This window comes from Sinomicrobium weinanense, assembly GCF_018863395.1.
Lineage (GTDB): Bacteria > Bacteroidota > Bacteroidia > Flavobacteriales > Flavobacteriaceae > Sinomicrobium > Sinomicrobium weinanense.
The window spans coordinates 150,732-163,259 of sequence record NZ_JAHKRR010000005.1; the positions used below are offsets into that span (position 1 = coordinate 150,732).

Below are 12,528 nucleotides of genomic sequence, written 5' to 3' on the forward strand. Positions count from 1 at the left end.
CTGCCATCATTTTATGATCTTTGGGACAGCACTTCCCGGATCTTGTTCACTTCCATCCCAATGTCCCCGGCACCAAGGGTAAGCACAACCCCGGCATCGGTAGTTTCCATCAGCGGCAGCAATTCTTTTTTGCTTAACAGTTGTTTGTTTTTATTATCTATTTTGTCCAGCAGGCGACCGGAAGTCACGTCCTCGATCGGCTCTTCCCTCGCGGGATAAATATCCAGCAAAACCACCTCGTCGAATTGAGAGAGACTTTCTGCAAACTCATCCATAAAATCCCTGGTACGGCTAAAGAGGTGAGGCTGAAAAACAGCCAGTACTTTTTTCCCGGGATACATTTCCCTTACGGCCTGATAAACCGCGTTGATCTCCGTAGGGTGATGGGCATAATCGTCCACATAGACCAGGGCGTCGGTTTTCAACTGGTAAGAAAATCTTCTTTTCACTCCTTTGAACCCGGCCAGGGCATCAGCCGCTTCCCGGGGCGATGCACCTCCTTCAACCGCCATGGCGAATGCTGCCAGGGCATTCAGCAAATTGTGTTTTCCGGGCTTGTCAAAACGAACTCCGGCCACGAGTTCTTCACGCATGCGGATATCAAAAAGATAGCTTCCGCTCTCTATTTTTACACTTTCTATCGCATAATCTGCCTCTTCTTCCATGCCATAGGTAATTCCCTTCAGGGGCAATCCATATCGCACCACAAGTTTTCCTCCCGGTTTTACCTTTTTTGCAAAAGCATGAAAGGTCCTTTCCATTTCAGCCTTGTCACCATATATATCCAGGTGATCGGCATCTATGGACGTAATACAGGCTATATCGGGCGACAGGTGCAGGAACGAGCGGTCGAACTCATCGGCCTCGGTCACTGTTATCTTGTCTCCTTCTAACAGGAAATTACTGTTCAGATTTTCGGATATACCACCCAGAAATGCCGTTAGCGGTGTTCCGGTCTCCCTGAGCACATGGGTCAGGATTGCCGATGTTGTGGTCTTTCCGTGCGTTCCGGCCACGGCATAACAAAAGGAGCTTTCAGTGATCTGCCCCAGCACTTCGGCTCGCTTACTGATCCTGAATTCCTTTTCCACGAAATAGTTGTACAACACATTATCACCCGGGATGGCAGGTGTATATACCACAAGGGTATTGACCGGGTCCAGAAATTCCGGAGAGACTTTTTTTACATCGTCTTTAAAGGTCACTTCTATACCTGCTTCCTCCAATCCCTGGGTTATTTCGGTGGAAACACGGTCATACCCGCCGACGTTCTTACCCACAAACTTAAAATAGCGGGCAAGGGCGGACATTCCTATGCCTCCTATACCGATAAAATAGACGTTATGTATGGTCTTTATATTCATTTAGGTTGTTTCGTTTGAGACGCACGGCCTTTCATTCCCGTTTGAGACGCATCGTCCTTTTTTTCCGTTTGAGACGCACGGCCGTGCGTCTTTACGTGTTTTTCTATTTCATCTACTATATCCTTCGTAGCGTTGGGTAGCGCCAGTTTTTTTATGTTGGCTCCCAGTTCGTTTTGCCTGGCCTCCGAAGAGATCAGGGTTGAAAATTCGCCTTCGAACTTTTCTTCCAGATCCTTTTCCCGGATCAGGATGGCGGCATCCTTATCGGCCACGGCCCTGGCATTTTTGGTCTGATGATCTTCCGCCACATGGGGAGACGGGATAAAGATCACCGGTTTCCCTACAATACTGAGCTCGGACACGGAGCCTGCCCCCGCCCTGGATATCACTACATCGGCCGCTGCATAAGCCAGATCCATTTCGTTTATAAACGCATGAACCTGAACGGTATTATCTGTATGTTTTTTAAATTCTTCATAATACAATTTGCCGCATTGCCACAATACCTGCACTTCATGTTCCCGGAACAGGGACAATTGTTTTTCCACCAGTTGGTTTATGGCTCTTGCTCCCAGGCTGCCGCCAAGGACCAGCAATACTTTTTTGTCCGGTTTCAGTCCGAAAAACTTCTGTGCTTCTTCTTTTTTCTCGCCCACTTTCAAAAGATCCTGCCGTACAGGGTTTCCAGTCTTAAGGATCTTTTCTGCGGGAAAAAACCGCTCCAGTCCGTCATAGGCCACACATATTTTCCTGGCCTTTTGGGCCAGCAATTTGTTGGTTATGCCCGGATAGGAATTTTGCTCCTGCAACACGCAGGGAATCCCTTTCCGGGAAGCCATCTGCAACAGGGGGCCACTGGCAAATCCGCCTGTACCTATGGCGATATCGGGACTGAACCTGTTCACTATGGCCCGTGCTTTCCACAAGCTGCTTATCAGCTTAAACGGGAACGACAGGTTCTTCAGGGTGAGTTTTCGCTGTATTCCCGATATCCATAAACCTTCTATCTTATATCCTGCACGGGGCACCTTCTCCATCTCCATCCGATCCCTGGCCCCTACAAAGAGGAATTCGGCCTCCGGGTAACGGGCCTTTAGCTCGTCCGCAATGGCTATGGCAGGGTAAATATGCCCTCCGGTACCTCCTCCTGATATGATAAACCTATAATTGCTCACTTAATATCTCTAGCGGGTTTTGTTCTTCTTCCGGTACAACTTTCGTTTGTGCCATCGCTTCCTGCCGTTTTGCACTTACGCTAAGTATAATACCTACGGCCAGGCAGGACATCCATATCGATGTTCCTCCGGTACTGATAAGGGGCAGGGTTTGCCCGGTAACGGGAAACAATTCCACAGCTACCGCCATATTGATCAGCGCCTGGAACACAATGGGCAGGCCCACACCAACCACAACGAGCTTGCCAAAGACCGAATCGGCCTTGTAGGCTACGATAACGATCCGGAAAAGCAATAACATATAGAGGAACATCAACAACAGTCCTCCTGCCAGTCCGTATTCTTCCACGATAATGGCATAAATAAAATCGGAAGAGCTCTGGGGCAAAAAATTCTTCATTACGCTTTTTCCTGCCCCTACTCCTACAACGCCTCCGGTTGCAATGGCTATTTTAGCCCTTTCTATCTGGTAATCCGCATCGCTGTCTTCTCCGTTGGAAAAATTTTCTATACGACTCATCCAGGTATCTATCCTGTTGGGCAGGGCGCCCGGGAATGCCTTGTTGACCAGAATAAACATGGAAAAACAAAGAATACCCACCCCTATGATGGCCCAGATGTACTTCATTGGATATCCTCCCAAAAAACACAACACCAACACCATAAAGAACAATATGGCCGTAGTGGAAAAGTTGGCCGGGAGGATCAGCGCCATGATCAGAAATACGGGCACCCACAACGGCAGCAGGGTTTCATTAAAACTCACCTGCCGGTCTTTGATCTTGGACAGGTACCTGGCCACATAGATCAGCAACACCACCGTGGCCAGTGTTGAAGTTTGAAAACTCACCCCCACAAAAGGGATTTGCACCCAGCGGCTGGCATTTGCCCCGTTGATTGTGGTCCCCTGGGCCAGGGTAAACACCAGCAATAAAAGCACCACAGGGATGGCTATGATGGACAACCCCTTAAAATACCGGTACGGAATGCGATGCACCCCGAAAATAATACCAAAGCCCAGCAACAATAACAACCCGTGCTTCAGCAGATGTCCTACCGTAGTTCCGTTGCCCACCACATAAACCAGGTTAGAACTGGCACTGTACACCGGCAAAAAGGAAAGTATGGCCAGTAAGGCTATCACCGCCCATATGGTCCTGTCCCCTTTTATGTTCTTGAATATGCTTTGCATTGCTTTATGGTTCAATGTTTAAGGTTCAAAGTTTAAGGTTTTAATTTTTAGTTTCTTTTGTATTTACTGCCTTTGTATTCACTTCGATTTAAATAACTCATAAAAGCGGCTATTTTTTTGCTTAGGGTAACTGTTTGTCCTTTTAGTTTTTCAAATTCAACCTCATTATTATATTTCCTGTCCAATACCCTATAAAGTTGCGATCGTGTTTCGCCGCAAGATGATTTTGATATAGACAAAAATTGAATAAATTCTTTATTTCCATTTCTCTCAAATCCTTCGGCTATATTATCCATAACAGAACCGGAAGACCCATCTATTTGCGAATAAAGTTTATAATCCGATCTGAGGTTACTATTTATGGCTACATTATGGATGTCATTACAAAGAACCCTTGCTAATCGTCATATTTCCAGATCTTCAAATCGCTCAACTCCTGCCATAAATCCAAACCTTAAACCTTAAACTTTGAACATATAACTATAATCGTTTCACGGCTGCCTTGAACTGATCTCCCCTGTCTTCATAGCTCTCAAACAGGTCAAAGCTGGCACAGGCGGGAGAAAGCAGCACGTTATCTCCTTTTTCTGCTATTTTATAAGCGATCTTTACGGCTTCTTCCATAGACTGGGTTTCCACCATCAGGTCTGCGACTTTGCCAAAGGCCTCGATGATCTTGGAATTGTCCAGCCCCAGGCAGATGATCGCCTTCACTTTTTCCCTTACCAGGGGCATCAACGCGGTATAATCATTTCCTTTATCTTCTCCTCCAACGATCCACACTGTGGGAGCCGTCATACTATCAAGTGCATAAAGAACTGCATTTACATTAGTGGCCTTGGAGTCGTTGATATACTGTACATTCTGTATTTTGAGCACTTTTTCCAGGCGGTGCTCCACGCCCTGAAAATTCTCCAGGCTTTCCCTTATGGTCTTTTTTCTCACTTTTACCAGCTGGGCTACCAGGGAAGCTGCCATGGTATTCTTTACGTTGTGCTTCCCTTCCAATGTTAATGTGTCTGTGGACATAGTTATCTGATCATTATCTATAGTTAGTATTATTTTATCGCCTTTTAAATACGCACCGTTTTCGATCTTTTTCTCTAAGGAAAAAGGCAACAACCTCGACGGTACGGGGTGTTTGGCCAGCCAGTCCGTTATCACCTCATCATCTGCATCGTAAATAAGGTAATCTTCAGCGGTCTGGTTCATCGCTATCCGGAATTTGGAAGCGATATAGTTTTCGAACTTATAGTCGTACCGGTCAAGGTGGTCGGGGGTGATATTGGTGATCACCGCGATACCGGGCCGGAACGACACGATTCCGTCGAGCTGAAAGCTGCTTATTTCCAGTACGAAATATTTCTTATCGTCCTCCGCCACCATTTGCGCAAAACTGTCGCCTATGTTTCCGGCCATTCCTGCGTCGAGGCCACCGTTCTTTAACAGGTGGTACGTGAGCATGGTCGTGGTGGTCTTGCCATTGCTTCCGGTAATCCCGATCAGTTGAGCATCGGTGTATTGAGCAGCAAACTCAATTTCAGAAATAACAGGTATTCCTCTTTTTACCAACTCCGTAACTAGCGGCACCCTATCGGGTATTCCGGGACTCTTCATCACCAAATCGGCACTGTATATTTTCTCCGCACTGTGCTGCCCTTCTTCCCATATAATCTCGTATTGTTCAAGAACGTTCTTATACTTTTCCTTTATCCTTCCCTTATCGGAAACAAAGACCTCAAAGCCTTCTTTTCTACCCAGTATGGCAGCACCTATTCCACTTTCTCCTCCACCCAGGACCACTAACCTGGCCCTCTTTTCTTTTTGACCTGCCGTCATTTCAATTACCTTACTTTCAATGTTACAATGGATATAATCGCCAGCATTATTCCGATAATCCAGAAACGGGTTACGATCTTGCTTTCGTGATATCCTTTTTTCTGATAATGGTGATGCAGGGGCGACATCAAAAAGATACGCCTGCCTTCTCCGTATTTTTTCTTGGTATATTTAAAATAGCTGACCTGCAACACTACCGACAGGTTTTCGGCCAGGAATATGCCACACAATACCGGGATGAGCAATTCTTTCCGCACAGCCACGGCTATGACGGCAATGATCCCTCCAATGGTAAGGCTGCCCGTATCTCCCATAAAAACCTGGGCGGGATAGGTATTATACCAAAGGAAACCTACAAGAGCCCCTGTAAATGCAGCAATATATACGGATATCTCCCCAACCCGGGGGATATACATAATGTTCAGGTAATTGGAAAAGATGATATTACCGGACACCCAGGCAAAGACTCCCAGGGCGATTACGATAATAGCCGAGGAACCGGCTGCCAGTCCATCTATTCCATCGGTGAGGTTAGCTCCGTTAGAAACCGCAGTGACTATAAAGATCACGATGGGAATGAATATCAGCCAGGCATAATCCCTGTAATTTTCCCCGGTCCAGGCGATGATCTTTGAATAGTCCAGTTCGTTGTTCTTTACGAACGGGATGGTAGTTTTGGTGGATTTTCCTTCATCTTTCCCCATCTCTCCGACCGGCGCCACGATCTCCGTATCCGCGGTTTTCACCTCTTCCTTTACCGTAACTTCGGGATGAAAATACAGTGTAGCTCCCACAATGATACCCAGCCCGATCTGGCCAAGTATCTTAAACCTTCCTTTTAATCCTTCTTTGTCCTTTTTAAATATCTTGATGTAATCGTCTACAAAACCAATGGCCCCCATCCATACTGTTGTGATCAGGAGCAGTATGATGTATATGTTGTTGAGTTTGGCAAACAACAGCACGGGTACCAGTGTAGAAAGTATAATAATGATACCTCCCATGGTCGGGGTCCCTGCTTTTTCTGTCTGTCCTTTCAGCCCCAGATCGCGCACTGTTTCTCCTACCTGCTGCCTGCGCAGAAAATCAATAATATGCTTACCGTAAATAGTAGATATAAGCAATGAGCAGATCACAGCCATCGCTGCCCGGAAGGAGAGGAACTGGAAAAGTCCCGCTCCGGGGATCTGGTAGTGTTTGCTCAGATATTCGAATAAGTGGTAAAGCATTTATACTGTTTGTTGTTTGTAATTTATCGTTTCAGGTTATAGATCTTAGTTGGTATTTTTATCTTCTTTAACTCTTTTTGTGCGGCTTTTATTTATGCAGCTCTTTCATCATTTCCCCGGCAATCCTGAAATCGTCAAAATCTTTTCTTACGCCTTTGATCTCCTGATAGGTTTCATGTCCTTTTCCGGCGATAAGGATGATGTCGTTCTCTTCTGCCATCTGGCATGCTGCTTTTATAGCCTGCCTCCGGTCGGTGATAGCCAGTGTCTTTTTAAAATTTAGCGGTTCCACACCTTTTTCCATGTCCCGGATAATGGCTTCCGGGTCTTCACTCCTGGGGTTATCGGAGGTAAATATGGCCCTGGTACTGAGTTCTGATGCGATGGCAGCCATTACAGGCCTTTTGGTCTTGTCCCGGTCTCCTCCGCATCCTACTACGGTGATCAGCTCTTCATTTCCCGTACGGATACTATTTATGGTCTCCAGTACATTCTTCAGGGAATCCGGTGTATGGGAATAGTCTACAATCACAGTTACTTTCCTTTCGGAAATAAAATACTGGAACCTCCCCTTAACGCTTTCCAGCTCACTTAGCAGGCGGAGTATTTCCAGCTCTTCCAGTCCCAGCAATTCTGCCGTGGCGTATATGGCCAGCATATTATAGGCATTGAAACGGCCTATGAGTTTTACCCATACTTCATTCTCACCTATTTTTAACAAAAGTCCGTTGAACTGGTTTTCCAGTATCTTCGCCCTGTAATTGGCATAGGATTTCAGGGCATAGGTGATTTTTTTGGCTACGGTATTCTGTATCATCACAATACCGTTCTTATCATCTATATTGGTCAGCGCAAAGGCTGTTTTGGGCAGGTGGTCAAAAAAGGATTTTTTCACATCCCTGTACTCGGCAAAGGTGTGGTGATAGTCCAGGTGATCGTGAGAAAGGTTCGTAAACACCCCTCCCGCAAATTGCAGCCCTTCCGTTCGCTTCTGGGCGATGCCATGAGAGCTGACTTCCATAAAACAGTACTCCACTCCGGCACGGGTCATCAAATCCAGGTAATAATTTATGGTCAACGGATCGGGCGTGGTGTGGGTTGCTTTGTACTCTTCTTTATCCACCAGTATTTTCACGGTGGAGATCAACCCGACCTTGTATCCGGCTTTCCGGAACAACTGGTACAAGAGTGTAGCGATGGTCGTCTTACCATTGGTGCCGGTTATCCCCACCATCCGCAGGTCTGCCGAAGGGTTTCCGTAGTAATTGGCCGCCATTACCGCCAAGGCCGCATGGGTATCAGTTACCTGCACATAGGTGACCCCATTGACAATATCGGACGGCATTTCTTCACAGATTATGGCTACCGCTCCTTTTTCTATGGCGCCTTTTATATATGCATGCCCGTCTGCTTCAGTACCCTTTATGGCTACAAAAACATCGTTAAGGGATACGTTCCGGGAGTCAAAGCATATAACATTTACTGCTACCGAAGTATTCCCGGTAACAGCATCTATGGGCACTTTGTACAATATGTCCTTTAACGTACTCACAGGTTATGACAGTTCTAATACTATGGTTTGATCGGGCACTATTTTCTTTCCTTCGGATATGGATTGTTTTTTCACTCTTCCGTTTCCTACTACCTTGACCTTCAATCCCAGGTTTTCAAGGAGTGGAATGGCATCCATACCACTCATTCCCTGGACATCGGGCATTACCTGAAAACGTTTTTGCGCTTTGGCATAATAGGATTGGTAATCCTTCTCCGTTCCGGTTTTTTCTTTTTCAAGGTCTTCCACCTCGTCATGCAGAGGGGAATTGGTGTATATTTTATGGGCTATACTCTTAAATACAGGCCCGGAGACATCCGCCCCGTAATAGCCAACACTCCTGTCGGGCTCATGAACGACCACGATACAGGAATATTTGGGGTCATCCGCGGGAAAATAACCGGCAAATGAAGATATATATGCAAACTTTTCTTTCTTTTTAGGGCCGTAGTTTTTCTGGGCTGTCCCGGTCTTTCCTGCCATGGAGAAATTAGGGGTATAAAGCCTTTTTCCGGTACCCTTCAACACCACATTCTTCATCATTTCCTGGAGTTTGCCAATGGTCTCCGGCGAACACACCTGAGGGTTCAGGACTTCTTTTTCAAATTTCATGATGGTCTTGTCCCACTCCCTCACTTCCTTAATAAGCCTTGGCTTCACCATTTCACCGTTATTGGCCACGGCATTATAAAAAGTAAGTGTCTGAAGCGGCGTGAGTGAAACACCATAACCGAATGCCATCCACTCCAGAGCTATACCGCTCCATTGTTTTTTGTTTTTCGGATCGGGGATATAAGGTTTTCCCTCTCCCTTAATAGACAGCCCCAGCCGTTTATCGAGCCCCATATCACGGAGTTTTCCCACAAACCGTTCTGGATGATCGCTGTAATGGTCATGAATGGTCCTCACCACCCCCACATTGGACGACACCTCAAAGGCCCTGGAAATGGTTATCTTTCCGTGGCCTCCTATCTTGGTATCCCTGACTCTCTTCCTATGATAATATATAGTCCCCTTTTCGGTATCTACAATATCATTGGTATCGACCACCTTATCATCCAGAGCTACTGCAAGGGCCATCAACTTAAAGGTAGAACCCGGTTCGTGCGATTCCCCTATGGCATAGTTCAGTTTTTCGTAATATTTCCCTTCACTGGTCCTGCCCAGGTTGGAAATGGCCTTTACTTCGCCCGTTTTGGTTTCCATCACCACAACCGAGCCGTGTTCCGCCTTGTATTTTTCCAGTTGAGACAGCAGTGCATGATGTGCTATATCCTGTATATTGATATCAATAGTAGAGATCACATCATAGCCATCTTTGGGCTCGATTTCGTTATTGTCGCTGATCGGCTTCCACTGGCCTTTGGCTATACGTTGTTTTAACCGTTTTCCCTCTCTTCCGCTTAGATATTCGCTATAAGCCCCTTCCAGTCCTACATTGAGCAGGTGCCCGTTCTCGTCACGGCGTTCATAACCTATACTTCGCTCGGCGATCTTTCCGAGCGGATGTTCCCTTTCCACATGCTGCTCCACGATAAGCCCCCCTTTGTACGGGCCGAGTTCGAAAAGCGGAAAATTCTTCACCTTTATATAATCGGAATACCCGAGGTCTCGGGTTACCAGCAGATACCTGTTCTTATTAGCCCTCGCCTTCCGGAATATATTCTGATAATAGGAAGAGGGCTTCCCCAGCATTTTTGACAACTCATCGGACAGTGGTTTCAGGTACTTCTCAAAGTTTTTGGCAGAAACCGTAAGGGCATCAAAACGGATATCATATTTGGTTACCGAGGTAGCCAGGAGACTACCGTCGTCTGAATAGAGATTACCCCTGTTTGCCGGGATGGTAAAGTTTCTGATGGTCCGTTCTTCTGCGAGTTGCCGGTATTCTTCACCCTCGATCTGGATAAAGACCAGCTTTACGGCCACAGCCACAGAGAACAGAAACATGGTCCCGGCCACAAAATAGAGTCTGTGCAATATTTTCTTTTCTGTTATCGGCATTGTTCTCTTTAAAATCTGTGTTTCGGTATTCGGTAATCAGTATTCAGTAATCGGTATTCGGTGGTTGTAATTTGTATTCAGCTTATCTACTGATTACCGATTACTGAATACCGACCTCCGACCACCAGTCACCGGTCATCATTTTCTACAATCACTATTTTTTTCGGCGCTCTGTCCGATTGTTTTAAACCCTCATCTTTTAAGCGGGCCATGATCGTGGACTCGAGTTTCATTTGTTGCATCCTGGCCCTGGTATCTACAAATTCGCTGCGCAATTCCTTTACTTCGTCATTGAGCTTTGCGATCTCGTGCACTTTTTTATCCGCACTGTGGGAACTGGCTATCATCAACACCGCAAGGGCCGAAGCAAACAGGATAAACCTCCAGTTCTTCACCGCATCCTCGCTCACCAGGAACTTCCCTTTTAATATATCTATCAGCTTGTCCTTCATTTCCCGCCTTTCTTTAAATCCGTTCGGCGATCCTCAGCTTGGCGCTTCTCGCCCTGTTATTCTGCGCTATCTCATCGGCCGTCGGCACTATCAGTTTGCCCACTTTCTTAAAAGGGACATCTACATTTCCGTAGAAATCCTTTTCCGGTTCACCTTCGAACATTCCACTGCGGATAAACCTTTTAACCAGCCTGTCTTCCAGCGAATGATAACTTATAAGGCTCAACCTTCCTTCTTTCTTCAACATATCGGGCATTTGCTTCAAAAACTCCCTCAGCACTTCTATCTCCCTGTTCACTTCTATACGGATGGCCTGATACACCTGGGCCAGCACTTTATTTTCCTTTCGTCTTGGTAAAAACCGCTCCAATACATGTTTCAGATCCTCAGTAGTCTTTAATGGCAATTCTTTTCGCGCCGCCACAATGGCCCCGGCAACAGCCCGTGCATTTTTCAGTTCACCATACAAACTCAGGATGCTGCGCAACTGTTCTTCGTCATAATCATTCACTACATTATAAGCCGACAGCTCACTTCTTTTGCTCATTCTCATGTCCAACCCGGCCTCGAACCTGATGGAAAAACCGCGCTCGGGAATATCGAACTGATGAGAAGAAACCCCAAAATCTCCGAGCACACCATCTACCTGTTTTACGCCGTGCAGTCTCAGAAAACGCTTCACATGCCGGAAATTTTCATGGATCAGCACAAACCGTTCGTCGTCCAGCGCATTTTCCAACGCATCCTCATCCTGGTCGAAGGCAAACAACCTTCCCTTACTCCCCAGTCTTTTCAATATTTCACGAGAGTGCCCTCCACCCCCGAAAGTCACGTCTACATAGACTCCGTCTTCTTTCACCTGCAGTCCGTCAACAGACTCCTGCAGCAATACGGGGTTATGATAGCTCATCGTCATCATCATCTCCCATTACTTCTTCGGCCAGGTCAGCAAAATCCACAGCGGCATCGTCAATGGCCTGTTCATACTTATCTTTGTCCCAAATTTCAATAATGTTAATAGCCGAAGACAACACGATCTCCTTACTGATCTCCGCAAAACCTATCAGATCCTTAGGAATAAGCAGCCGCCCCGTTGCATCTACCTCCACCATTTTCACTCCTGCTGTAAAACGACGAATAAAATCGTTGTTCTTTTTCTTGAACCTGTTGAGTTTGTTCATTTTTTGCATCAACACATTCCATTCCTCCATGGGGTACAATTCCAGGCAGGACTGAAACACAGCCCGCTTGAGCACAAAGCCCTGCTGCAACATCGGCGAAAGCTGATTTTTCAGGGCCACAGGGAGCATTACCCTGCCCTTGGCATCCGCTTTGCACTCGTATGTCCCGATGAAGTTATTCATTATCAAACAGTAAGGTTCCGGCAATTACTTTTTCAAATATATGGAATTATTTACCACTTTTTACCACTTTTTACCACTTTGTTGATAAGTTTTGCGATTTTCCCGTTGAAATACACGATTTCGCCCTTGTTCCGGGCGTTAATAACCGTGAGTTCACCTGCTTAAACCTTCTTTTCTGATGTATTTCACCTACAAAACAGCTTACATATTTCCTAATTTTTAGTTATAATTTCTTTCGGTCATTTACTGTTGTATTTCCCTCCAGAACATTAATTTTTCATAAAAAAGGGAGGGAGGTAAAATGTAAAATTTGCCATGAAACAATTTTATGTAAATTTGCTATCTTAGAATATCAAC

General features: G+C 46.0%; 10 protein-coding genes and 1 pseudogene. All 11 read right to left on the reverse strand.

Annotation, left to right across the window (positions count from 1 at the left end):
* Positions 1–11: 11 nt before the first annotated feature.
* The 11 genes and pseudogenes from murC to mraZ all read right to left on the reverse strand — a co-directional run bounded on the left by murC (position 12) and on the right by mraZ (position 12,171).
* Positions 12–1,364 (reverse strand): UDP-N-acetylmuramate--L-alanine ligase, encoded by a 1,353-nt coding sequence (gene murC, locus KN811_RS15605; RefSeq protein WP_187966279.1) that lies wholly within the window; start codon positions 1,362–1,364, stop codon positions 12–14.
* Positions 1,361–2,539: an undecaprenyldiphospho-muramoylpentapeptide beta-N-acetylglucosaminyltransferase gene (gene murG / locus KN811_RS15610; RefSeq protein ID WP_187966280.1), complete on the reverse strand. Its 1,179-nt coding sequence runs from the start codon at positions 2,537–2,539 to the stop codon at positions 1,361–1,363. Before murG ends, murC begins: the two co-directional genes overlap by 4 nt.
* Positions 2,526–3,731: an FtsW/RodA/SpoVE family cell cycle protein gene (locus KN811_RS15615; protein ID WP_216334887.1), complete on the reverse strand. Its 1,206-nt coding sequence runs from the start codon at positions 3,729–3,731 to the stop codon at positions 2,526–2,528. Before KN811_RS15615 ends, murG begins: the two co-directional genes overlap by 14 nt.
* Before the next feature lie 47 nt (positions 3,732–3,778).
* Positions 3,779–4,174 (reverse strand): annotated as a pseudogene (locus KN811_RS15620) (four helix bundle protein).
* A 37-nt stretch (positions 4,175–4,211) separates the two neighbouring features.
* Complete coding sequence (murD, locus tag KN811_RS15625; RefSeq protein ID WP_187967159.1) at positions 4,212–5,570, reverse strand: UDP-N-acetylmuramoyl-L-alanine--D-glutamate ligase; 1,359 nt, start codon at positions 5,568–5,570, stop codon at positions 4,212–4,214.
* Between the two features lie 5 nt (positions 5,571–5,575).
* A complete protein-coding gene (mraY, locus tag KN811_RS15630) occupies positions 5,576–6,799 on the reverse strand; it encodes a phospho-N-acetylmuramoyl-pentapeptide-transferase (RefSeq protein WP_187967160.1) in 1,224 nt (407 codons plus the stop codon).
* Between the two features lie 88 nt (positions 6,800–6,887).
* Complete coding sequence (locus tag KN811_RS15635) at positions 6,888–8,351, reverse strand: UDP-N-acetylmuramoyl-L-alanyl-D-glutamate--2,6-diaminopimelate ligase (protein ID WP_187967161.1); 1,464 nt, start codon at positions 8,349–8,351, stop codon at positions 6,888–6,890.
* 3 nt (positions 8,352–8,354) lie between these two features.
* On the reverse strand, positions 8,355–10,355 hold the full coding sequence (locus tag KN811_RS15640; protein WP_187967162.1) for a penicillin-binding protein: 2,001 nt from the start codon (positions 10,353–10,355) through the stop codon (positions 8,355–8,357).
* Positions 10,356–10,483: 128 nt separating this feature from the next.
* Positions 10,484–10,807 (reverse strand): FtsL-like putative cell division protein, encoded by a 324-nt coding sequence (locus KN811_RS15645; protein WP_187967163.1) that lies wholly within the window; start codon positions 10,805–10,807, stop codon positions 10,484–10,486.
* Positions 10,808–10,820: 13 nt separating this feature from the next.
* Positions 10,821–11,717: a 16S rRNA (cytosine(1402)-N(4))-methyltransferase RsmH gene (gene rsmH / locus KN811_RS15650; protein WP_187967164.1), complete on the reverse strand. Its 897-nt coding sequence runs from the start codon at positions 11,715–11,717 to the stop codon at positions 10,821–10,823.
* Positions 11,704–12,171 carry a division/cell wall cluster transcriptional repressor MraZ gene (mraZ, locus tag KN811_RS15655; protein ID WP_187967165.1) on the reverse strand — a complete coding sequence of 156 codons (468 nt, stop codon included), beginning with the start codon at positions 12,169–12,171 and terminating at the stop codon, positions 11,704–11,706. The genes rsmH and mraZ overlap by 14 nt, the downstream gene beginning before the upstream one ends.
* Positions 12,172–12,528: the final 357 nt, after the last annotated feature.

Bases quoted from the DNA above. Each gene is read 5' to 3' on its own strand.
- murC (WP_187966279.1), bottom strand. From the start codon at position 1,364: ATGAATATAAAGACCATACATAACGTCTATTTTATCGGTATAGGAGGC.
- mraZ (WP_187967165.1), bottom strand. From the start codon at position 12,171: ATGAATAACTTCATCGGGACATACGAGTGCAAAGCGGATGCCAAGGGC.
- rsmH (WP_187967164.1), bottom strand. From the start codon at position 11,717: ATGAGCTATCATAACCCCGTATTGCTGCAGGAGTCTGTTGACGGACTG.
- murD (WP_187967159.1), bottom strand. From the start codon at position 5,570: ATGACGGCAGGTCAAAAAGAAAAGAGGGCCAGGTTAGTGGTCCTGGGT.
- KN811_RS15645 (WP_187967163.1), bottom strand. From the start codon at position 10,807: ATGAAGGACAAGCTGATAGATATATTAAAAGGGAAGTTCCTGGTGAGC.
- KN811_RS15640 (WP_187967162.1), bottom strand. From the start codon at position 10,355: ATGCCGATAACAGAAAAGAAAATATTGCACAGACTCTATTTTGTGGCC.
- mraY (WP_187967160.1), bottom strand. From the start codon at position 6,799: ATGCTTTACCACTTATTCGAATATCTGAGCAAACACTACCAGATCCCC.
- KN811_RS15615 (WP_216334887.1), bottom strand. From the start codon at position 3,731: ATGCAAAGCATATTCAAGAACATAAAAGGGGACAGGACCATATGGGCG.